The sequence below is a fragment of the Lachnospira pectinoschiza genome (assembly GCF_900103815.1).
GTDB lineage: Bacteria > Bacillota > Clostridia > Lachnospirales > Lachnospiraceae > Lachnospira > Lachnospira pectinoschiza_B.
The window spans coordinates 926,742-948,718 of sequence record NZ_FNHZ01000001.1 but is presented as its reverse complement, the minus strand read 5'-3'; the positions used below and the strand labels follow the sequence as shown (position 1 = coordinate 948,718).

Sequence of the window (21,977 nt, the reverse complement as noted above, 5' to 3'; positions counted from 1 at the left end):
ATTGGCAAGAGCTAGACTGTCTACTTCCCTAAGATAATGGTAATCGTTTTTATATTTGGCAGGTGTCACAGTGGGGAATTTGCCCGTAGCTTTGTAGCCGTCAATCTTATCAGAAAGCATAAGATTCCAGACCTTACGACAACAGCCGAAGGTCTTAGCAAACATAACTTCTTGTTCAGTTGTAGGATATACTCTGTACTTAATTGCCTTATTTGCCATCTTTCTTTCCTTGTGCTTGAATGTATTGTTTAATAATATCTACAGTAACACCGTCTGAGTAATACGATAGATTTATACTTATATTATACAATCAAATTACAAAGTAGTCAAACAAATGTTCTTATGGTAATTATATGTAACAAAAAATGCCGTGTTATTCGCAATTCATCCCATCACCTACACTTCGTTTAGAGATTGGGGATTTCTTGCTCACGGCATGTTAAAAATTTCTTTATTCAATTTTCTCTGAAAAAATAAGAATAAACCCGATTTTTCAGAGATTTGCTGATCCTTATTTTTTGAAAGTCACTAAAATCTCTGAAAAATCGCCTAAAATATCGTATATTCAGAGCCATGTACTTCCCTTTATACAATTTCACCTAGTTCATAGCTGGATTGAGAAATAAAATCTCCCTCACATCCTCATGAGGGTTGACCTTTGCAAGTCCGATTTTCACAATTCTTGCATTTAGGCTTTTAAAGTCCTGCATGACTTCAACTGCCTTTAACATCTGCTCTTTTGTTAAGGTCTTTCCAATTGTAATATGTGGAAGCCATGAATATGGCTTATAATAATTACTTATCTTAACATCTGCTAAACACATGAAAGCCTCATAAATACTTTTTTGTAAATTAAAAAGATACTCATTAATAAAAGGGGCTAGATAAATCACGCGAGGCATAAGCTGCCCCACTGTAACAATGGAAATCAGAGCTCCTAAAACCAAGAGAACAATTCTTTTAGAATTATCTTTTATAGGACTATTTACATAAATCTTATTTCTATTAATTATATTATATATAACATTGCTAACGATAACACAACAAGCAGCTATCATAATGCTATAGAAAATGCTTTCATAAAGGGCAAATGCTTTATAAGCCCCAATTGGAATGTAATCATCTATAAATGCATATAGATATAATAATCCTGACAAGGCATAAATTAAAATTGCAATCCTAGCAATTGGATGAGGCGACTTATAGCGACGCAACTCCGCCTCAGAAATCTCGCAAGAATCAGATGAAAGCCAATTTTTTAACTTATATAAAATCTCCGGCTGATAATTAGCACTCATAAGCTCAAGGGCCTGTCTTGTAATCTCCCTATTTTTAAGCAAGGCACCATTAACAGCAAGGGCCATCAAAACATTATTTTTGACCAAACCTGGCTTTTTTACATTTTTATATAAATTATAATAATTGAGGTTAAACTTCTCTTCTTCCGGCAATTTTTCTAGTTCTTTTTGTAATTTTGTTGCGTAAATAAATAAACATGAGCTTGCTAAAATAAAAGCCGCAAAAGCGATTATAACTAGCATTAAATTACCAGTCTTCACAAGTAAATATGAAAGAATTATAAAAACTATTAAAAAAATCATTAATATCGAATTATATTTTTTTAGCTTTGTTATCCTTTTAGCCATAATGACTCCAGGGCTGTCAGGCCTGTATTCATCAATATTTACGTTGCTGTCATTAAAAATATTCTCCATATTTTTCTTCCTCTTTCCTTTGTGCATGTCTCTTTTTTTCAATATGTAATGCTTATAAGCACGCCTTCATTATACTCTCAATAATTAGAATAATCACGCTAAAAATTAACAAATTCAAACTAAATCTACTCTTCGAATAACAAAACCTAAAGCTAAAGCCCCTTTTCTTCGGGTACATAAGCATTACTGGCCTGTAATTTAGCAAGTCTAGACCTATGTGGGAAAGATATCCAAGCAGGAAGAAGCCTGCTGCCAGCGGATTTATTAGTGCTATTGAAAATGTAAACAAAGCCGTTCCCATAAACGAATGACTGAAAGTCCTGTGATCTGTTTTATTTGAAAATGCGCAAAGACCGATAAACAATGTAAACCCTAGAATTGTGCGAATTAGAAACGCTATAAAGTCCAAACTTATGGTACCCTTAGCTGCTGCGCTAGTTGTCAGACTCATAAGAGATGTTCGTTTTAAAAGCTCAAAAATTCCCGGCATGCAAACAAGCCCGGCAAGCACTGGCACAAGGGCCAGTGCAGCCGAGATTCCCATAATTATATATTTTGTTTCCTTCTTACCTGTTCCATCAATATCGATATCCGGAATTATGGCGCCAATACTAGTGGCACAAAGCCCAAGAACCGTGATTTCTCTCGGTGCCGCTAAAGTTAATGTAAGCCCTAGGCAAGCACCAACTGCAAGGTGAGTGTTAGTTTGCATATGGATTCTCCTGTTCTGAAAATTTCTAGTAAATATTATAATACTCCAACAATATGTAAAACTATGTCTTTAGAAAGGTCAGGGCACTAGCCCTGACCTTTCCACACATTAATTACAAATTATTTGTTGTAAGCTTCATTAATCTTTTTATAATCCTCTTCTGAAACTGCCTCTAACCACTCATTGCTTGTATCCTCGCCTTCAACTTCAATTGCTAAGTGTGAGAACCAAGAATTATCTACGGCACCATGCCAATGCTTCACTTCGGCAGGAATATTTACCACAGTTCCAGGTGTCATTAACACTGGCTCTTTGCCCCATTCCTGGTAAAAGCCCTTACCACCAACGCAAACTAACATCTGACCTCCTGCGCTTTTGGCATGATGAATGTGCCAATGATTTCTGCAGCCAGGCTCAAATGTAACATTAAATAAAGGAACCTGCTTATCTGAAACTTGAGCTAAGAAGCTCTGTCCATCAAAGAATTTTCCATAAGGATTAGGCTCTCCAACTGGGAAGAATATAGTTTTTTCATAAGACTCTTTAGTTTGCACCAAATTCTCTTCTGTCACGCCTTTAACTTCCTTTGCCAAACTCTCTACAGCCTCACCATAAACTTCCTTAGCCAAATTAAACACTGCCCAAGCCTTTGGCCAGCCGGCATAAAAAGCTACGTGAGTTACTATAGCTGCCATTTCCTTTCGTGTAACGCCATGATTCTTTGCATTTTCAAGATGGTACTTTAAGCTGCTATCTGTAATTCCTTGAGCCATTAGGGCAACCACTGTAATTACTGTCCTAGTCTTTAAATCGATGTCATGATTGTTCCAGTTCTCGCCAAATAATACATCATCATTAAAATGTGCAAATTCCGGAGCAATTTCTCCTAATTGTTGTCTACCCGCTGTCTGAACTATTTTCTCTTCCATATTTTACCTACTTTCTTATAAATGCTTTATCTTTTTCTGAAATTTCTTCATCTGAAACAAAACGCTCCACGCTCATATGAAGATCGTATTTTTCACGAAGGGAGGCGATAGTTGCCATCATTGGTGAAGCATGATGAATATCAATAGCCTCCTGGCTCTCCCAACTATCTATTAAAAGCACAGTTTCCGGATCATCAAAAGATGTGTAATATTCATATCTTAAGTTGCCCGCCTCGTTTCTAATAGCCTCAACTGTACCAGAACTGATCATTTCCTTTGCAAATGCAGTGGCTGCTCCATTTTCTCCCTTGTACCTTAAATTTACTGTAAAACTCATACTCTACCTCCTTATTCTAAAAGTAACGAAATATTGACATACTTGTGTGCTAACTATCTTAAGCTATCTATAATCTGACTAGTTGTCATCTCTAATTCTTTTAGAAGTTCCTCTGGATTATAACGATCATAGAATTCCTTTTTTAATCCGTAATTCTTAACCTTCATATCACTAGTTCCATAATATGATGCTATCTTTTGGCCAAAGCCGCCTTCTACAATACCATCTTCTATTGTAATAACAAGTGAATGGTTCTTTTTAAGTTCTTCTAACATCGCCTCATCAAGTCCGGAAGCAAAGCGAGGATTTATAAGTGTTGGTGTGTAACCAAACTTTGCATTAATTTCCTTTGCTAATTCTTCACCACGTTGATAGAAATCTCCAAGGGCAATAATTGCAGTCTTTTCGCCCTTTTGTTCCATTTTAAACTTATTAATATCTGAAAAATCTACATCTGCACTTCGATGACTAACTTCATTACCTGGAATAAGAATCATTACAGGATGTTGTCTCTGGTTTGTTGACCATTCTAGCATATTTACATATTCCTCTGCCGATGTTGGTGCAAGTACCACAAGATTTGGAATATTAGTAAATACAGAAAGTCCAAAAATTCCTAAATGAGTCACATCTGTTAGTCCGTCAAATGAAGAAAAATTCATTACCATTGTTACAGGGTTATTATTAATACATAAATCCTGTGAAATCTGATCATATGATCTTTGAATGAATGTCATATTTGTAAATAATAATGGCTTTGCTCCATTTTTTGCAGCGCCAGATGCAATTGCAACAGCTGCTTCTTCAGCAATTCCAACATCTAGGTATTGATCTTTAAGTTCTAATCTTTGCTCTCTAGATAAACCAATTGCTCCAGGCATGGCAGGTGTTATAACAAAGAAATCCTTGTCTTTCTTAGCTTTATCCATAATAAAATCAACTGTCATTTCTGTATAAGATTTAACATCTCCAAAGTCAAATGTAGGCTTTCCCGTCTCTCTATCAAAAGGCATAGTCCAATGCCAGTTTTCCTTATTTCTTTCAGCAAGTTCATATCCCTTACCTTTTTGAGTATGAATATGTACTACAATAGGATGCTTGCAATCCTTAACCTTTTTAAAGACCTCAATCATCTTTGAGATGTCATTTCCATCTTCTTCATAAATGTAATCAAGTCCATAAGCTTTAAAAATGTTATTGCTAGACTTTCCATTTGAAATACGAAGTTCTTTAAGATTTTCGTAAATTCCACCATGAGTTTCTGCGATAGCCATCTCATTATCGTTAACGACAATAATAAAATTAGAATCAATTTCTCCAGCAACATTAAGAGCTTCCATAGCTTCTCCACCTGAAAGAGAACCATCACCAATAATTGCGATTACATTTTCATTATCATGCTTTAAATCACGAGCTTTTGCTAAACCTAGGGCAAGAGCTATTGAAGTTGATGTATGACCTACATTAAAAAAGTCATGTTCACTTTCATCTGGATTAGTATATCCTGAATCTTCAAAAAAATGTTCATCATCAATATATCCATTTCTACGTCCTGTTAGCATCTTATGAGGATAACTCTGATGGGAAACATCAAATACAAACTTATCCTTTGGAGAATTAAAAACATAATGCATTGCAATTGTTGCTTCTACCATACCAAAGTTTGGGCCAAAGTGACCTCCTATCTTAGTAAGTCTATTAAAAAGTGCTTCACGCATTTCATTGGCTAATAATTTTAATTCATCCTGTGAAAGTTTCTTAACGTCACAAGGACCATCTATTTTCTTTAATAATTCGTACATTTAATTCCTTTCTTAAAGCAAATATAAATATCTACTTTACAAAATTTTAGTGTTTTGTAACTTCTAACTCATCATCCAACTTAGGAATTTTATCCGGTTCCATTGAAGCATAATGTATCTTACTTTTAACAACCTCTTCGGAGCCGTATTTTATTGCGGTTTGATAATACCAGTCCTTATAATCTAATTCCTGCATATAATAATTTAATTGATCAATTTGCTTTTGCACATTTTCTCTTTGCTCCTTAATCAATTCGTAGCGTTCTTCTAAAGACTCATCACCTAATTGAGCTAGTTGAACATATTTCTTGATTTTACTAATTGGCATACCCGTATTCTTAAGGCAACTAAGCACCCTAAGCCAACCAAAATCTTTGTCTTCAAAGATACGTATACCATTAACTCGCTTAACATCTGGCAATAAGTCTTCTTTGTCATAATATCTAAGGGCTGAAGGCTTAATTCCCATCATCTTGGCTACTTCTGAGATTGTATAAGACATATTTCGCTCCTCCTTATATTTATCAGCTGATAAAAGTATCATAACACTTAAAGTTAACTTTAAGTCAAACATAATTTATATTTTTCTTAAAAAAAAGACGACACAAAGTAAATTTTTGTGTCGTCCTTCTTTAATATTCATTCAAAAAAGGCATACCATCATATAGTAAATTCTTCATAATACTCTTAGCATTTTTCAAAATGTAACATAAGCCAATACTGCCTTTTATTACACAGATATGCTAGAGTTTTTTTTAATTCTTACTATCTTATTTTTCAAAATCCGGTTTCCATCCTGCAAATTGTACAAGCTGTGCGTCAGTTCTATAATAATATCTCTCATTCTTATCAAGCTTTGCAATTTCTGCCATTTCTTCATCTGTAAGTGTAAAATCGAGAATGTCTAGATTATCCTTGATGTGATCCACATTTTTACTTCCTGGAATAACAACAAATCCCATCTGTGTATGCCAACGAAGAATAATCTGTGCTGATGACTTACCATATTTCTTGCCAAGCTCAGTAAATAAAGGCTCATTAATAAGAGACTTATCACCATGTCCAAGTGGATACCAGCTCATAAGCTTAATGTCGTATTTATCCAAAGTCTTACGAAGCTCTGCCTGAGTAAAATATGGATGTGCTTCTACCTGAATAAACTGAGGAACGATTTCCCACTTAGTTTCAAGCTCTTCAATATACTTTCCTTCAAAATTGGAGATTCCAATAGCCTTAGCCTTTCCTTCTTTATAAGCTTTTTCAAGTTGTCTATATCCTGCGAGCCAATTACCAGCAGGCTGATGAATGTAAAGAAGGTCCACGTAATCCACGCCAAGACGCTCTAATGTCTCATCAACTGCATTTTCATTCTCATATTCTGATGGCCAAAGCTTTGTAGATAAAAATACATCCTTTCTATCCACACCACTTTCCTTGATTCCTCGACCTACAGCACGCTCGTTAACATAAGCATTCGCTGTATCTACAAGTCTATAGCCCATTTTAAGCGCTTCTCGTACACTGTTTTCTGCGTCTGCAGGCGATAACATAAATGTTCCAATTCCCACTACTGGGCACTCTAATTTGTTGTTTAATACGATATTTTCCATTATAAAATCCTCCTTAATATGTTGATGCTCTGGAACTTGTAAACTTCCAGTTTCCATTTTCTTTTCTAAGAGTAAAGTCGCCCTGCAATCTCCAACTTCCCTTGCCTCCGCCATAAACTGCTGCAACAACTCTACTTTTACCTGTCAAGCTTGCCTCATCACCATGTACACTTACTACAATGTCATCATGCTCGGCTGAATAATAATTGAAAGTACCATTATATAATCCCTTAAGAAAATCATCAGCTGACTGCCTTACTCCTGTCATATGATAAAGACTGTAGTCTGCGGACATAAGACTTCTGAGACCTTCTATGTTTTTCTCTATCATGTAATCCCAGTAGTCTTTATATAGCTCTGAAATTTTTGCTTCTTCACCCATAACATTATTCCTTCTGCTCTGCTGGATCTAACATCTTAATAACCTTAGCCGGTACACCACCTACAACTGCATAAGCCGGAACATCTTTAGTTACAACAGCACCTGCTCCAACGACTGCATATTCTCCAATTGTTACTCCCGGACATATAGTCACATTCATACCTATCCAGGCATTTTTCTTTATAGTAACTTTTCCATATGTATACTTTGTATGACGTTCATTCATGTCATGATTAATTGTTGCAATTTTTAGACCTGGTGCAGCCATTACACCATCCTCAAATTCTATTCCACCGGATGCTGAAAGAATAGCTGAATGGTTAATAAATACACCCTTTCCAAATTTAACCGTATTTCCAAAGTCACAGGTAAATGGTGTAAGAATTCTTACATCATCTAGCTTTCTTCCAAACAATTCTTCCAAATCATTTACATAAGTTGGATCATCTGGCATCTTAGCATTTGCCTTGGCACAAAGAGTTCTGGCTCTCAACATTTCATCAACTGCATCCTTGAAATAAGGTTCTCTATTATCCGTTGGACCACCCTGAGCCATCAATTCAAAAACATATCCTTTTTTATAATCCACAATTTTTCTCCTTTTAACTTTAGTTTTTTCTTTAAATTAATCCATTAGCTGCGAACCATTTTTTAACTGCTGCCCCTGCACTTCCTGACTGGCTTCCAGTAATTGCAAGGCCTTTTACTACATCAGCACCCTTAGCATGTTTTTTAACATCACGCTCACTAGAACCCATGCCGCTTCCTTCGTTAGTACAAAGAGGTAGAATTGTCTTTCCATCAAAATCATATCTCTCTAAAAATGTTGCTACTGCCATTGGGAATGTTCCCCAGTAATTTGGATAAGCAAGCACTATGGTGTCATACTCATCAATGCTGTCTAGATAATTTGTAAGCTCTGGCCTAGCATCATCTCTTAAATCCTTTTTAGCTTCATCAATGCAAGTCATATACACAGGCGAATAAGGATTTGCCATTTCAATCTTAAAAGTATCAGCATCAATTAATTCCTTCATCTGATTAACAACAATTTCTGTATTGCCAACCTTTACATATCTCATTGCGCCGCCAAAATAATTCTCATCAGCTCTTGAAAAGAATGCTATTAATGTTTTTGCCATCTGTATTTCCTCCATTTACATTTTCTATAAATATCTACCTATTTTAATAAGTCTTGTCTTTTGTTGTTTACATTATCTCACGCTTAACTTATAATATCCAATAGAAACATTAGATAGTTGATTTAATTTTTAAATATCAGAGGTGAATTATGACTACAAAACAGATAGATTATTGTATAGAATTAGCTCATACAGAAAGCTTTTCAAGAGGGGCTGAGAATATGTTTGTAAGCCAGCCTACATTTTCATATCAAATAAAATTACTCGAAGAGGAAGTTGGTTTTGAAATATTTGTAAGAAATGGGAAAGGTGCGACTCTTACTCCTGCCGGAGAACAATTTGTATCTTTCCTTACAAATATGCGTGAAGAGCTGAAGCGTGCCATTGAACAAGGGCAAAACTTCAGTACAAAATATAAAGAAAATATTACAATTAATATGATGGTTAGACAAGCTCTTTATTTTCTTCCTGAAGCAATCAAGGAATTTGAAAAACAATCACCTGGCACTCAAATCACTCCAAGATTCCAATACACTAATAGCATGGATAGCTTTCTAAAAAATGAATCAGATATTGTATTTGCCTTGGAAGAACAGACAAAACAGCTTGCAGGAAGCAACACCCACAAGCTGTTTGAAAGTCATATTTATTTAATTTGTGATAAAAATGATCCTCTTGCATCTAAAAATCTTATTAGAGATGAAGACATTTATGGTCGTACACTTATGGTAGGTGGCGGCTCTCCGGCGCTACTTCGCTCCGTTCAGCAAAAGCTTATTTCATCAGGAAAAATTAACTATTTTAACAGTCCAGATCATGACACAACGCTTACTAACATCGCCTCAGGTAAAGGTATATGCCTTGCTCCCGGCTTTCTTAACGACCACAGTGGACAGTTTGAATGGATTCCTTATGACTGTAGGGAAACTTTTTCATGTGTACTCTGCACACATAAAGCAGACAAACGTGAAAGTCTAAGTTCTTTTATTAGAATTTTACAGAAACTCTACAACGATGCCATCGCTTTTCCTCTGTAAAAATACCCTCCCAAACTATTCTAGATGCAGTCCAAGAACGTCCACCACAATTCGGATTAAATACATTCTACTTTTCTTTGTGATTTGCAAATATATATATCATTTTCCTTTCGTCAGATAATTTATATCATCTATCTGACGAAAACAAAATTACACACCTTTTTCCATCACGCAAACACCAGATTCCTTCTCGCCCCAAGTCAATCTATCGTGTCTTATTTTTACAAATCCCATTTTTTCCCAAAAAGGCAGAACATTTCCTTCATAATCATCCACAACATCTATTCTAATAGTTTTGCCACCAGCTTTAGCTACTAGATTTTCAAAAAAGGAGTAAATTCTTCGCCCCAATCCACTAGACTGTTTGCTCGCCTCAAGCATCAACATTGATAGATAAACGTAGCCATCTTTTCTTTGCATATAATCAATAATCGCAACCGGTTCCTCGTCTAGCATCACAAAATTACTAGTAAAACCATGCTCCGTCATTTCTTTTAATTCCTTTCTAAGAAATTCCTCTGTAACCATACTATTTCCAAGATGATTCTTTAGAAAATGTGCATTAGAATTATAAATTTCTAATGCCTTTTTTATGTCTATTTCCCTAATTTGCTGTAATTCCACTCTAATTTTTAGTTCACCAACTTTCTAAAAAAATTAATATCTGACTTTTTATATCAGAATTTCTTTTATTTTCGTAGATACCCAATCATCTAAATTATCGACTTCATTTAAAATCTGCCATTTAATAACATCTAATTTTCCGTAATTAAATGTATAGCTAATTCTATTCTGAACTTTCTCGTCTATATTTTCCTCTCCAATAAATTTAAGAGCCTCATACAAACTTATAGTTTCAAAACTTTTGCCTTCAAAAACCTTATTAGATCGATGTTTGAATTGTAGCACATAATGTGCAACTTCGTATTTACGATTGGGGCCATCACTTATAAATGTCCAATGGTTTGTATATTTTACACCAACGCCAACATACCTTGCTGCCTTCGAATCGGAAAGGCCAATTCTCCAACTAAATTTCCTAGCTAAGGCTTTAGCCACTTCAACCGGATCAGGTGGTGCAATGTCGTCAATGTCCACGTATGGATCAGCTTTTTCATAAACACCTTTAATGAGTCTTCTAATTGTTCCAAGTTCATTTAGTCTAGATAATGCCTTATTCGCAGCATCAACACTTGCAAAATCCAAAAAATCAGCAGCTGTAAATACATGACCATCATTAAATTTACGAATTCTATCTTCAATTTTAGGCTGACAAATATCTCTCATAATAACCTCCTTTCGTCAGATAAATTATATCATCTATCTGACGAAACTAAAACTAAATAGTTTTTTATAGAACAAGTAAAGCTCTAAAGTATTAAGAAAAATTTCCATAATGTCCTACCCTCTATTCCAAAAATTTATGATAAAATAAAATAATCAATGGAGGAAATTTTATGAATACAACTTACCTTAAAGAATTCGTCACTCTTGCCGAAACCAAGAACTTCTGGGAGGCATCGGAGCGTTTATTTATGAACCAGTCAACTCTATCTAAACATATAAAGACTCTTGAAGGGGAGCTTGGCGTGGAGCTTTTTTCCCGCTCTACCCGTCATGTGGAGCTTACTAGCTACGGCGAAACATTTTTACCCTACGCCGCTGCCATGGTGCGCACAGAACTAGAGGGCATCACAGCCCTTAAGCACCTAGAGAATATTGAAAATGGACTGCTAACCATAGGCACCATTCCCTCAATTCCACAGTACAATATCACCCAGCTTCTAAGCGAATTTCAGAAGCTCTACCCAGAGACTACCATCAAAATTATTGAGGATGATCCTATAAATTTATTACATTATCTTGAAAACGAGAAATGCGAACTGATTTTTAATAGAGAGGACAAGACTAGCCTTAAAAATAGCTATCTAAGCCAAAGATTTCTTACCCACATTCCTTACATGAAGGATAAACTTGTGGCTGTAGTTAAAAAAACTCACCCCCTAGCTAAGGAAAAGTCAATAACTCTTCAACAGCTAAAGGATGAGCATTTTTGCTTTATTAAGGAGGAAACTTTTATGTATAACCTCTCAACTAGCGCTTGTCAAAACGCTGGATTTATACCGGATGTAATTTTCACCAGCCACAGAATCGACTCCATTCTTGACATGGTAAAGAATCAGTCTTGCGTTGCCCTGCTAATGGATAAGCACCTAGACATACCTATTTTTAAGGAAAATGCATCTAGACCGCTAACTCAAATTCCTATCACACCAACTATCAGTTCTCAGATAAATCTGTGTTATAGAAACGATAAGCCACTATCAGATTCTGCAAAGCTCTTCTTAGAATTCATGCAGGAAAAGCAAAGCTTAAGATAAGCTTAAGATAAGCTTAAGTTGATTTTGTTTTTAATTTACTTAAGCTAGCTATGTCAGTAGATTTTTATGAGATTATATCTAGCTCTCCTAAAAATTTACTAAGTAGAGAATTGCAGGCAGCAAGCACCTTTTCTATACCCTTAGGGCTTATATTATCGTAATGAATTCCGGCGCTAACAACTACAGGATAGCGTGTATTTTCAAAAATCTTTTTAGCAAAGCTTTCTGCAAGCACCCCTTCCTTATGTCCTGGAAAGGCATGTAAAGACACCAAACCTGCAGGATCACAAACAGCCACCGCCCCAATGTGGGCCTTATGCCCACCGGCGAGACTAACTGTAATGCCTTCACTTGTAAGCACCGCTTTTAAATATATTTTATCACCTAAACAAGAGGCTTCCTTCTCAATTATCCTAACCATAATTCACCTCGAAATTCATCAAATGCCAATCAACTCCATCTTGTAAGGCCGCCATTAATTCCAAATCGGTCTAACATTTTCCCAACAATCTGCCTCTCCATATCCTCTAAACTCTTGGGATAATGATAGTAGCTAATCACCGGCGGCTGTATAAAGACCCCCGGCAAGCTAGCTAGATAGGCCATGTTGTCTAGGTGTATTTTTGAAAATGGGCTTTCTCGCACCACCATTACTAGCTTTCTCTGCTCCTTCACGCACACATCGGCGGCGCGAAGTAGGAGATTTTCTGAAAATCCGTTGGCAACCCCTGCCACAGTTTTCATGCTGCAGGGACAAATTATCATGCCTAGGGTTTCAAAGGTACCGCTAGCTATGGCAGCGCCTATATTTTTGTTATCATAGACTACGTCAGCCAAGGCCTTAAAATCCTCCACTGACATAGCGCATTCTTCTTTTATAGTTTCTTCCCCACCATAGCTTATAACTAGGTGAGTTTCGATTGTGTCTACATTTTTCAATTCTTCTAAAAGTCTTTTAGCAAGAGGAGCCCCTGAAGCCCCACTCACACCTATAATCAATCTTTTCTTCATATTAGGATACCAAAGGTAGTATTACACTTACCCAAAAAGCTGAAAGTGGCATAACAATTATCATTGATGGAATCATGTCGGCCACTGGGAACATTTTTACCTTAATCATTCTAAAGCCTGTTGCTAGCATGATGAAGCCGCCGCAAGCCTTGAAATCTGCGATCATTGTTGCATTTGTCATAGGATAAATTACTCCTGCAAGTAGGAATAAACACATGAAAATCACGAACTGTGGAATGGCAACAATACTTACAACTGGGCCTAGGGAACAAGCAAAGATTAGAGCTGTAAATAAATCAAGGATGGACTTTGCAATAAGAATACTGTGGTCTCCTGTCATACCTGAAACGATAGAGCCATAAATTCCTGTTCCTGAGGCACAGAAAAGCACGATACAAGTAACTAGTGTTGCAATTAATTCGTCCTGGGAAATGCTTGTGTTCTTCACCTTAATGAACTTACTGATAAACTTCTGCATCTGCTTTGCCACAACATTTATCTTGTCGCCAAAATGTATTGCAAGGCCGAAGGCTGTTCCTAGGATTACTGAAAATATTACTGCGGGCATGTTTTTCATCAATACGATTGTGCTAATTCCCATACCCATAGAACAAGCACCAAAAATCATGTTTATCTTTTCTTTAAAATCTGTTGTTAGTTTGTGACCAGCAACTGCTCCGATAGCGCCACCAATTACTACTGATAGTGCATTTATAATAACACCGATTGGCATTTTAATTTCTCCTTTATGTATATGTGTGTATTTTTATGAGACGGCATGGCTTGCGTTCATTGAAATTATTATGAGCGGCTAAAATTCCATGTCTGGCACCCACTTCTTTGGGTCTACTTCCATGAACTTGCATCTCTCAAACTTATCCTTCAAGCCGTATGGCACTGTGCAATCAAAAATCGCCTTACAAGCAATTCCATGAACTCTAATAGATGGGTCGAAAGCTGGGTCGTTACTTGGGTCAAGGACATGTGTGTGAACTCCTGGGATTGGGATAAAGTCCACGTCGCCCTGGAATCTAGTGGTCATGGCCCACATAACATCTGACATGTCAAAGATGTCCACATCCTCGTCTACAAGGAATACGTGCTTCATTTCTGAGAATGCTGAAAATGCTAACAATGCCGCCTGTCTCTGACGTCCTTCGTCGTTTATATTATTCTTTCTAAACTGGATGATTGAGACAAATTTTCCACCACCGCAAGGTGCAGCATGGACATTAACTAATCTTCCTGGCATAGCGCGCTCAACTAAGTCAATTACTGAAGCTTCTGTAGGAATACCTGCCATAGAAACGTGCTCGTGGCTTGGTCCAATACAGCTCTCCATAATAGGATTCTTTCTTGTTGTTACGGCCTTTACCTTAATTACTGGAAGGTAGTTTGGAAGGTCATCTCCCTTAGCATCTCCTGTGTAACCTGGGAATTCTGGCATTGCCTTTCCTGTATTAGAATTGATATCTTCACGCATTGTAATGCCTGGTGTTAACTCACCTTCAATGACATACTCTGCTCTAGCGATACATTTTTCATTAATAGAGACACATTTTGCAAGTTCAACGCCTTCACCACGAAGGGCACCAGCAATCTGTAACTCATTAAATCCGTAAGGTGTTGTTGGTGGTTCGAAACCTGCTGACATGTAAATGGCAGGATCTAAGCCGATGGATACTGAAATTGGAAGGGGCTTATTCATTTTCAAAGCCTTATCCCACATAGCTCCGATGTGACGGCTACCTGGTGTGATCCACATTGTCATCTCATCCTTTGACTGGATGCAAAGTCTATGGATTGTAACGTCGGAAATGCTGGAATCTTCTGGGTCTGTAGCCATGCAAAGTCCCATTGTGATGTATGGGCCTGCATCTTCAGGTGTATTTGTTGGGGCAGGTACTAGCTTTCTTAAATCAAAATCTGGGTCTGTTACTCTGTGTACCACTTCCTGACAAGGGGCGTCGCCCTTTATATCAACTGGTGGGATTACATTTTTAACAGCGTCTATTAACTTCCAACCAAGAGTCTTATAATCTGTGTCAAGAAGTAAACCTACTCTCTTTCTGCTTGATAAAATTCCTATTGCAACCCTTGAATCAGGGAAACCTTTTACATTATTAAATAGCATTGCAGGGCCGTCTTCTTTTGTTGGACGCATTACTGTTCCGCCGGAACCTACATATCTATAGATGCCTGAAATTTCTGCGTTTGGGTCGGCTTCAACATTTGTTTCTACTAACTGACCAGACTGGCTTTTAAGAAAATCTAGTGCTGATCGTAAATCATTAATCTTTGCCATAGCAAAACCTCCTAATTTGTAATTGACTTTATTGTAGTCCCCTTGAGAGGGAAGAAAAATTCCAATAAATGGGGTTTTTAAGTCGGGAATGGAATTAATGGCGAGGCTGAAACGTTGGGGTCGAAACTTCGGGGGACGAGCTGCTATGGCTGTGCCTTTCCAACTTGCTTAGTTGGGATTTAGGCACAGTTTCGGCTTCGGATAGTTCCTGTTTGAGATTTCTTCCGAGCTGTCTTGGGGCTTTTGTGCTTTTTCTACACTTCTATCTCATTTATAGCCACACACCCCAACTTAATTTCTTTGTAAAAATCGGACATGCTGTGCCTGCAATACTCTCTTTCTCTCATTTTAGTCAAACGCCCTCCAAGATAACCCTCACTATTTATTTCAACTTTTTTAAGTCCTGTGACTTTTTTCACTTCAACCTACGAAAAAAGCACAAAGATTATTTTTCAACTTGCTTTAAATCGGGATTTGTGTGCCTGTAGGAAGGGATAAAAGCAAGTGGAGGCACAAACCACCATATAACACCCCCACTTGCTTTAAGTTAGTCCCGGGAAGTGAGTGCCTGAAAACCCTCAATAAAGCTGATTAAGGCACAATCCCCCAGAAATTCCGCTAACACAAGATGCGCCAGATCCATATAATACAACTCACAGTGCTATATAGCTTAACTCTAAGCGCTGTATAGGCCTTATAAATTAAAAAAAGAGATTTCTTCTGCACTTCTTAGGGGCTTTTGTGCCTTTTCTACTCTTCTATCCCATTTATAGCCACTCACCCCAACTTAATTTCTTTGTAAAAATCGGACACGCTGTGCCTGCAATACTATCTTTCTCTCATTTTAGTCATACGCCCTCCAAGATAACCCCCACTATTTATTTCCACTTTTTTAAGTCCTGTGACTTTTTTCTCTTCAAGCCGCAAAAAAAGCACAAAGATTATTTTTCAACTTGCTTTAAATCGGGATTTGTGTGCCTGTAGGAAGGGATAAAAGCAAGTGGAGGCACAAACCGCCATATAACACCCCCACTTGCTTTAAGTTAGTCCCGGGAAGTGTGTGCCTGAAAACCCTCAATAAAGCTGATTAAGGCACAAAACCCCAATACCGACATATTCCACAACTAACTCCCCATCAAGCACCCCATAACTATTCTACATGTAAAAATATTGCGCATTTTAAAATACAAAACTTTTGTATTAATTTCATTTTCTCCCCCTAAAAGAGGGATGACCTAGGGGGTATTGAGGGGGTAATATGGAAACTGTTGTTGACTTGAGCTAATTAAATAATATTGTTCATATATATTGAGGAAGAACTCTATTACTGGGGGAGGAACTCTATTACTGGGGGTAAGATAAGTTCAGGTCTTATATATGAGGTTAAGGAGGAAAAGAAATGTTTAACTTGATTAAGAGAATCAAGCCAAAAAGGGGAATGAGCTTGATTTTCGCAGCGATTTTTGCCCTTACTAGTATTATAGGGGCGGTTGGAACTTATGGAGCAGAGGAGCCTAGGGCAGATATTAGCGTTGGATCCTCATTTGAAGCAGTTGAAGGAGAGGAAAACTGCTACGAGGTTAGTGTTGATGTTGATGTGGAAGAAACATTTTCAAACAAAAATTCAAATGACCGTGCTTGGATTTATTTAGTGGAGCCTAACCCATCATCTGCTAATATAGCGTATGATAAGGAACTACTTAAGGTACTTGTTAAAAAGCTCTTCGAAAATGGTGTAACACGTTTTGGAATTGACTGTAATTTTGACTCTAGAGACTCTAGAAAAATTAAAGATGTTGCCGACATTGATTATATAATAGATAAATTACATTTTAATTTAGCAGGTCCTATGAGTTTTAATAACCAATTACAACATGCTAAATATGCTATAGAAGACGAAGACCCAAATAGAAATTACACTAACATTCTTCTATTTAGAAATACAGAATTATTATCAACAGATAATATAAACCAAGACTTTGTTGATTATGTTAGTTCTAAAGAAATCTATGGCACATTTTTTTCAGCTGAAACTGACTTAACAAAGCAGCTTTTTGCCAACGGAAGTTACGTAAGCGCTAGCGCTTCTGATTCCGCAGAAAATGTTGCTAATGCAGTGGCTAACTCAGCTCTACTACAGCAGGATGTGTATAAAGATGCTACGGTCACAGAAAATATCGGAGAGAATTTCATTTTCAAAGAAGGAAGTTTGACTATAGATGGTGAAAATGTAGACTCTTCCGCTTACACTTACGACGAGAACACTAATCAGCTTGTTATCAAACTTGGTGACATTAAGGAAGCTCACAAGATTAGTTATCAGGTGACTGCTAATCCAGACAAGTTAACTAGTGTGACAAATGGCAAGAACTACTTAGTTGTGGGGAATTCTACATTTTCAGCAAGTAAGAATGCTAGTAAGGATGTTAATTTAGATATCAAAGCTCTTGGCAAAGCGCCAATCTACAACGCTCGCACAGTTACTATCAAATACTACAAGGATCAGATAAGCGACGCCACAAACGCAGATGGAAGCTACACTTACTACCTTGGTTCAGATACAGAGCATTTTATAAATAAGTCAATAGGTTCAACAATTTCAAAATCTGAGGTGCCACACAAGACAACAGGTTTAAACCCTACAGGTTATGTTGCAGACGGTACCGTTTATGGGGATTTTGACGAGGATGAAAACTTCACCGTTTCACTTGATCCTTCTGAAAATGTAATCTATGTCGTTTATGAAACACTTAGAAAATATCCTTATGAAGTGCTTTATTACAAAGATGGCATATCAGAAGAGAATAAATTACCGATCTCTATTAGCGGCGAAGCAGTTATGGGAACTGAAATTCCATTTGATCCAGATAACTTCAAGGATATAATTGAACAAAATGCACCGGAGGGTTACTCAAATTCAATCGATGATACATCTATAACACGTGACGAAAAATACAATGGCTACGTTCAGCCATTTGAAGATGATCCAACAACAGAGGCTGATGAGAGTATACTCTATAACAGCGTTAAGGTGGTTTATACAAAGAAAAAATATCCATATAAGATTATTTACTATCACGATTTTGTTGATGAAAAAAATAAGGTAAATGTTACAGCATACGATAAAGATAAGCAGCTTTTACAGGAATACTACAATACTGAAGTTCCATTTAGCTCAGTTAACAAGGATGCTTATCTAGATGAACTTGAGGGCTACAATTCAGGCGTGATTGTTGGCGAGAACGAGAATAATAAAGGCCTTACAATCACTACTAATCCTGAGGAAAATGTAATCAGAGTCCTCTACACTAGAGCAAACTATCCATACACAGTAAACTACTATCTTGAGGGCGAGGAAACTCCTTTTAAGACAGTTAATGATGAAAGCGAGTATGGTTCAGAAATTCCTTACTCTGACAAAACTTCTGAGCTTGGCGAGGACTACGAGGATATCCTTAAGGGCTATGAGGAAGATGGCGACGTTACAAAATATAGCGAAGACGGTCTCATTACAATTAACCCTGAAAAGAACGTTATTGATGTCGTATTTAAACTAAAAGAAGTTGAATATCAGGTCATCTACTACAAGGAAGTTCTTGACCCAGAAACTAAGGAAATCAAGATTGAGAAAATTAGCGACTACGGCGATAAAGCTAAGTATGGCGATACTTTTTCTTATGATGAAAATGCATCAACAATCGATTCTAAGATTATCGTTGATAAATACTTAGAGCATCCAGGGGATGGCTACATCGAAGAAGTCACAATGCTTAAGGCCCCTGAAACAGTAGGCCCTACACTTGCTGAAAACACAGTTGAGATTCTTTATAAGTTAGTTGTTAAGAATCCAGAAGAGGAAATCACTCCAGATGATGGAGAGCTAGTTCCAACTGATACAGTGCCTGAGGAAGTCGCAGCTGATGAAGGCGAGGTTACAGAAGATGTTCCTGGCGAAGTCGCAGCCGATGAAGGAGTTGTTACTCCAGAAGTTGCAGCTGACACTACTGTTGTCACAAGCGATGTGTCAACAGAAAGACCAAACTCTGGCGATACAGCAAATATAAAGGTTTACTTAATCCTTGCAATCCTTATGCTTGTGATTTTATGCGCAGGCATTGGCATGGCAGTAATTAAGAAGAAGCAGGAAAAGTAAGAATAGAAATATAGAGGATATGAGGGCCCCCGGCTAAGCGAAGCTTAGCGGGGGCTTTTGTTGTGGGGCTATATTCTAGGCCTTGTAAACTTTGCTGAAGTTGTTACTATCCTAGGCCGGCCGGGCTGTGCCTTTCCCACTTGCTTTGGGTGTTCTGCACTCTATCGATTATGTTGTCCGACCGGGCTGTGCCTTTCCAACTTGCTAAGTTGGGAAAAAGGCACAGTTTCGGCTTCTTGAGGGTTTCGTTTGAGATTTCTTCTGCACTTCTTAGGGGCTTTTGTGCCTTTTCTACTCTTCTGCCCCATTTACAGCCACACACCCCAACTTAATTTCTTTGTAAAAATCGGACACGTTGTGCCTGCAATTTTATCTTTCTCTCATTTTAGTCAAACGCCCTCCTAGATAACCCCCACTATTTAGTTCCACTTTTTTAAGTCCTGTGACTTTTTTCTCTTCAACCCGCGAATAAAGCACAAGGATTATTTTTCAACTTGCTTTAAATCGGGATTTGTTTGCCTATAGGAAGTGATAAAAGCAAGTGGAGGCACAAACCACCATACCACACCCCAACTTGCTTTAGGTGTGTCCCGGAAAGTGAGTGCCTGAAAATCCTCAATAAAGCTGATTAAGGCACAATCCCCCAGAAATTCCCGAAAAGCACCCCCCTTCCGGAGCGTAATTTCACAAGCTTCAAAAGCACAAAACCCCAATAAATCCCATTAAAAAAGACCCCCGGAGCTGCTAATCAATCTCAGCCCCGTAAGGTCTTAACTATTTCAACCACTAGAATAGAGGCGCCAACAATCTAAGTATCGCCTGCCACAAGCCCTTTATAAAGCCTGCCTTCACATCCCTGTCCTCTAACTTCTCACAATTCTTAAAAGTTTCCTTAAAATCTGCTGCCAGCTCTTGGATTTCAGAGTTGCCTTCCATATAGATTCCATTTTCAAAATGCAGGTAAAGGCTTCGATAATCCATATTGATGGTACCAACCACTGCCCTCACATCGTCAGATAAAAATACCTTAGAGTGCACAAAGCCCGGGCTAAACTTGTAAATCTTGACCCCGCTCTCATGAAGCACCCTAAAAAAGGAAGTAGTCAAAGTATATACAATCTTCTTATCAGGAATCCCCGGCACCACAATACGCACATCCACCCCGCGCTTTGCCGCGCGCGCTAGAGAATTCACCATGTCCGTATCGATAATTAGATAAGGCGTCATGATATAAAGATAATCCTTGGCGCTATTTATCATATTTATATAGACGTCCTCTCCAAGCAAATCCGCATGAAATGGGCCAAGTCCATAAGGGATCACATAGCCCTTCGACCAAGAAGCATTTTCAGAAGTCTCATTCATCCCTGCAAAATCATGCCTAAAGACCCTAATATCCGCATCTGTCTCTAAGTTGGCATTCCACATAGTAAGAAACATCACCGTCAAATTCCAGATGCCATCCCCAACAATCTTAATGCCGTTATCCTTCCAAATCCCGTATTTACTGCCTACGTTAATATACTCATCACTTAAGTTTACCCCGCCGGAAAAGGCCACCTCACCGTCAATGATGGTCATTTTCCTGTGGTCCCTGTTGTTCATAAAAATTCCCCTAAAAGGCGACAACTTGTTAAAAGGAATGCACTTAATACCGAATTTTGCCAGCTCCTTTGGGTAATTTGTTGAAAGCATGGCAACGCTGCCCATGTCGTCGTAAATCAGCCTGACATCAAGCCCTGCCGCAGCCTTCTCCTTTAGGATATCAAGAATCCCGCCCCACATCTGGCCCTCGTTTACAATAAAGTATTCCATGAAAATGTATCTCTTCGCCTTCTTTAGCTCTGCAAGCAGCTCAGGATAAAACTTCTCGCCAAAATTGTAGTAGCTAAGCTCGTTATTTTTACTAACCGTAAAGGCCGAGCGATTCAATAAATAACTGATGTTATCAAGCTTCTTCTCTTCAATTTCCTTCTTAACTTCCTGGTCTTGAACTAAAAACTTTGCGTACTCTTCTTCCTTTTTTAAAATGTTACGCAATAGCTTATTTCTCGAATAATTCTTGCCTAAAGTCAGGAATAGCAGCGTACCAAAAATAGGGAATATCAAAATCAAAATTATCCAAGGCAAATCATTTGATAAATGAGTGCTGTCTTTTAAAAGTGCTAGCACAATAAGTATGCTTACAACGTTGTAAAAAAGCGTAATCAAACTAAAGTGTTCGTAGAAAAACAGACGAATTATTATAGAAAATCCAAACTGCAAAACAATCCCTAAAAACACAATCAAGAATCTTTTTATGGCATTTAACATAAGCTAAACTCCTCTCTAATTGTCACGTATAGATATATTTATTATAGTATAGGGATATTCTTCTCGCAAGAAAATAGAGATGCATTTGTTACATATAGAGATGAATCGTAACAAACTTGTACTTTTTGAAAGAGCGTACAGATCAGCT

Annotated in this window: 21 protein-coding genes; 3 read left to right on the top strand and 18 right to left on the bottom strand. The window is 37.6% G+C overall.

Annotation, left to right across the window (positions count from 1 at the left end):
• The 11 genes from BLQ66_RS04045 to BLQ66_RS03995 form a co-directional block, all read right to left on the bottom strand.
• The coding region (locus BLQ66_RS04045; protein WP_180364691.1) for a helix-turn-helix domain-containing protein at nucleotides 1-219 on the bottom strand (219 nt) is incomplete at its 3' end.
• Nucleotides 220-599: 380 nt separating this feature from the next.
• A complete protein-coding gene (locus BLQ66_RS04040) occupies nucleotides 600-1,715 on the bottom strand; it encodes a 2'-5' RNA ligase family protein (RefSeq protein WP_074521028.1) in 1,116 nt (371 codons plus the stop codon).
• 52 nt (nucleotides 1,716-1,767) lie between these two features.
• Nucleotides 1,768-2,427: a metal-dependent hydrolase gene (locus tag BLQ66_RS04035; RefSeq protein ID WP_074521027.1), complete on the bottom strand. Its 660-nt coding sequence runs from the start codon at nucleotides 2,425-2,427 to the stop codon at nucleotides 1,768-1,770.
• Between the two features lie 119 nt (nucleotides 2,428-2,546).
• Nucleotides 2,547-3,356, bottom strand: a complete 810-nt coding sequence (locus tag BLQ66_RS04030; RefSeq protein ID WP_074521026.1) for a carboxymuconolactone decarboxylase family protein — start codon at nucleotides 3,354-3,356, stop codon at nucleotides 2,547-2,549.
• Nucleotides 3,357-3,363: 7 nt separating this feature from the next.
• Entirely contained in the window at nucleotides 3,364-3,693 is a 330-nt protein-coding gene (locus BLQ66_RS04025; RefSeq protein ID WP_074521025.1) for a putative quinol monooxygenase, read from the bottom strand.
• 53 nt (nucleotides 3,694-3,746) lie between these two features.
• Complete coding sequence (locus BLQ66_RS04020; protein WP_074521024.1) at nucleotides 3,747-5,495, bottom strand: 1-deoxy-D-xylulose-5-phosphate synthase; 1,749 nt, start codon at nucleotides 5,493-5,495, stop codon at nucleotides 3,747-3,749.
• A gap of 46 nt (nucleotides 5,496-5,541) precedes the next feature.
• Nucleotides 5,542-5,997, bottom strand: a complete 456-nt coding sequence (locus BLQ66_RS04015) for a MerR family transcriptional regulator (protein ID WP_083330253.1) — start codon at nucleotides 5,995-5,997, stop codon at nucleotides 5,542-5,544.
• Between the two features lie 268 nt (nucleotides 5,998-6,265).
• Complete coding sequence (locus BLQ66_RS04010) at nucleotides 6,266-7,105, bottom strand: aldo/keto reductase (RefSeq protein WP_074521023.1); 840 nt, start codon at nucleotides 7,103-7,105, stop codon at nucleotides 6,266-6,268.
• 13 nt (nucleotides 7,106-7,118) lie between these two features.
• Nucleotides 7,119-7,487 (bottom strand): nuclear transport factor 2 family protein, encoded by a 369-nt coding sequence (locus tag BLQ66_RS04005; protein WP_074521022.1) that lies wholly within the window; start codon nucleotides 7,485-7,487, stop codon nucleotides 7,119-7,121.
• Nucleotides 7,488-7,491: 4 nt separating this feature from the next.
• The gene (locus tag BLQ66_RS12300) at nucleotides 7,492-8,076 is read right to left on the bottom strand and encodes a DapH/DapD/GlmU-related protein (RefSeq protein ID WP_074521021.1); all 585 of its coding nucleotides are present in this window, start codon (nucleotides 8,074-8,076) and stop codon (nucleotides 7,492-7,494) included.
• Between the two features lie 31 nt (nucleotides 8,077-8,107).
• Complete coding sequence (locus BLQ66_RS03995; protein WP_180364690.1) at nucleotides 8,108-8,629, bottom strand: flavodoxin; 522 nt, start codon at nucleotides 8,627-8,629, stop codon at nucleotides 8,108-8,110.
• Nucleotides 8,630-8,778: 149 nt separating this feature from the next.
• On the opposite strand from BLQ66_RS03995, the gene BLQ66_RS03990 reads away from it, so the two are divergent.
• Nucleotides 8,779-9,666 (top strand): LysR family transcriptional regulator, encoded by an 888-nt coding sequence (locus BLQ66_RS03990; protein WP_074521019.1) that lies wholly within the window; start codon nucleotides 8,779-8,781, stop codon nucleotides 9,664-9,666.
• Between the two features lie 150 nt (nucleotides 9,667-9,816).
• On the opposite strand, the gene BLQ66_RS03985 is transcribed toward BLQ66_RS03990, so the two are convergent.
• Nucleotides 9,817-10,290, bottom strand: a complete 474-nt coding sequence (locus BLQ66_RS03985; protein ID WP_074521018.1) for a GNAT family N-acetyltransferase — start codon at nucleotides 10,288-10,290, stop codon at nucleotides 9,817-9,819.
• A 48-nt stretch (nucleotides 10,291-10,338) separates the two neighbouring features.
• Complete coding sequence (locus BLQ66_RS03980; protein ID WP_074521017.1) at nucleotides 10,339-10,953, bottom strand: DUF6088 family protein; 615 nt, start codon at nucleotides 10,951-10,953, stop codon at nucleotides 10,339-10,341.
• Between the two features lie 170 nt (nucleotides 10,954-11,123).
• On the opposite strand from BLQ66_RS03980, the gene BLQ66_RS03975 reads away from it, so the two are divergent.
• Nucleotides 11,124-12,047 (top strand): LysR family transcriptional regulator, encoded by a 924-nt coding sequence (locus BLQ66_RS03975; protein WP_074521016.1) that lies wholly within the window; start codon nucleotides 11,124-11,126, stop codon nucleotides 12,045-12,047.
• A 64-nt stretch (nucleotides 12,048-12,111) separates the two neighbouring features.
• Here the strand turns inward: BLQ66_RS03975 and lpdD are convergent, their stop codons facing one another.
• The 4 genes from lpdD to BLQ66_RS03955 all read right to left on the bottom strand — a co-directional run bounded on the left by lpdD (nucleotide 12,112) and on the right by BLQ66_RS03955 (nucleotide 15,363).
• A complete protein-coding gene (gene lpdD / locus BLQ66_RS03970) occupies nucleotides 12,112-12,468 on the bottom strand; it encodes a prenylated flavin chaperone LpdD (protein ID WP_074521015.1) in 357 nt (118 codons plus the stop codon).
• A 29-nt stretch (nucleotides 12,469-12,497) separates the two neighbouring features.
• Complete coding sequence (locus tag BLQ66_RS03965; protein WP_074521014.1) at nucleotides 12,498-13,058, bottom strand: UbiX family flavin prenyltransferase; 561 nt, start codon at nucleotides 13,056-13,058, stop codon at nucleotides 12,498-12,500.
• Between the two features lies 1 nt (nucleotide 13,059).
• A complete protein-coding gene (locus BLQ66_RS03960; protein WP_074521013.1) occupies nucleotides 13,060-13,791 on the bottom strand; it encodes a DUF554 domain-containing protein in 732 nt (243 codons plus the stop codon).
• Nucleotides 13,792-13,869: 78 nt separating this feature from the next.
• Nucleotides 13,870-15,363, bottom strand: coding sequence for a UbiD family decarboxylase (locus BLQ66_RS03955; protein WP_074521012.1), 1,494 nt, complete (start codon nucleotides 15,361-15,363; stop codon nucleotides 13,870-13,872).
• Between the two features lie 1,399 nt (nucleotides 15,364-16,762).
• Here BLQ66_RS03955 and BLQ66_RS03950 point away from each other — a divergent pair.
• Entirely contained in the window at nucleotides 16,763-19,516 is a 2,754-nt protein-coding gene (locus tag BLQ66_RS03950) for a hypothetical protein (RefSeq protein WP_074521011.1), read from the top strand.
• A gap of 786 nt (nucleotides 19,517-20,302) precedes the next feature.
• Here the strand turns inward: BLQ66_RS03950 and cls are convergent.
• On the bottom strand, nucleotides 20,303-21,829 hold the full coding sequence (gene cls / locus BLQ66_RS03940; protein WP_074521009.1) for a cardiolipin synthase: 1,527 nt from the start codon (nucleotides 21,827-21,829) through the stop codon (nucleotides 20,303-20,305).
• Nucleotides 21,830-21,977: the final 148 nt, after the last annotated feature.

Bases quoted from the DNA above. Each gene is read 5' to 3' on its own strand.
- BLQ66_RS04025 (WP_074521025.1), bottom strand. From the start codon at position 3,693: ATGAGTTTTACAGTAAATTTAAGGTACAAGGGAGAAAATGGAGCAGCC.
- BLQ66_RS04010 (WP_074521023.1), bottom strand. From the start codon at position 7,105: ATGGAAAATATCGTATTAAACAACAAATTAGAGTGCCCAGTAGTGGGA.
- BLQ66_RS03955 (WP_074521012.1), bottom strand. From the start codon at position 15,363: ATGGCAAAGATTAATGATTTACGATCAGCACTAGATTTTCTTAAAAGC.
- BLQ66_RS04020 (WP_074521024.1), bottom strand. From the start codon at position 5,495: ATGTACGAATTATTAAAGAAAATAGATGGTCCTTGTGACGTTAAGAAA.
- BLQ66_RS03965 (WP_074521014.1), bottom strand. From the start codon at position 13,058: ATGAAGAAAAGATTGATTATAGGTGTGAGTGGGGCTTCAGGGGCTCCT.
- BLQ66_RS03995 (WP_180364690.1), bottom strand. From the start codon at position 8,629: ATGGCAAAAACATTAATAGCATTCTTTTCAAGAGCTGATGAGAATTAT.
- BLQ66_RS04030 (WP_074521026.1), bottom strand. From the start codon at position 3,356: ATGGAAGAGAAAATAGTTCAGACAGCGGGTAGACAACAATTAGGAGAA.
- lpdD (WP_074521015.1), bottom strand. From the start codon at position 12,468: ATGGTTAGGATAATTGAGAAGGAAGCCTCTTGTTTAGGTGATAAAATA.
- BLQ66_RS03975 (WP_074521016.1), top strand. From the start codon at position 11,124: ATGAATACAACTTACCTTAAAGAATTCGTCACTCTTGCCGAAACCAAG.
- BLQ66_RS04035 (WP_074521027.1), bottom strand. From the start codon at position 2,427: ATGCAAACTAACACTCACCTTGCAGTTGGTGCTTGCCTAGGGCTTACA.
- BLQ66_RS04015 (WP_083330253.1), bottom strand. From the start codon at position 5,997: ATGTCTTATACAATCTCAGAAGTAGCCAAGATGATGGGAATTAAGCCT.
- BLQ66_RS03980 (WP_074521017.1), bottom strand. From the start codon at position 10,953: ATGAGAGATATTTGTCAGCCTAAAATTGAAGATAGAATTCGTAAATTT.
- BLQ66_RS03960 (WP_074521013.1), bottom strand. From the start codon at position 13,791: ATGCCAATCGGTGTTATTATAAATGCACTATCAGTAGTAATTGGTGGC.
- BLQ66_RS03950 (WP_074521011.1), top strand. From the start codon at position 16,763: ATGTTTAACTTGATTAAGAGAATCAAGCCAAAAAGGGGAATGAGCTTG.
- BLQ66_RS04040 (WP_074521028.1), bottom strand. From the start codon at position 1,715: ATGGAGAATATTTTTAATGACAGCAACGTAAATATTGATGAATACAGG.
- cls (WP_074521009.1), bottom strand. From the start codon at position 21,829: ATGTTAAATGCCATAAAAAGATTCTTGATTGTGTTTTTAGGGATTGTT.
- BLQ66_RS04005 (WP_074521022.1), bottom strand. From the start codon at position 7,487: ATGGGTGAAGAAGCAAAAATTTCAGAGCTATATAAAGACTACTGGGAT.
- BLQ66_RS03990 (WP_074521019.1), top strand. From the start codon at position 8,779: ATGACTACAAAACAGATAGATTATTGTATAGAATTAGCTCATACAGAA.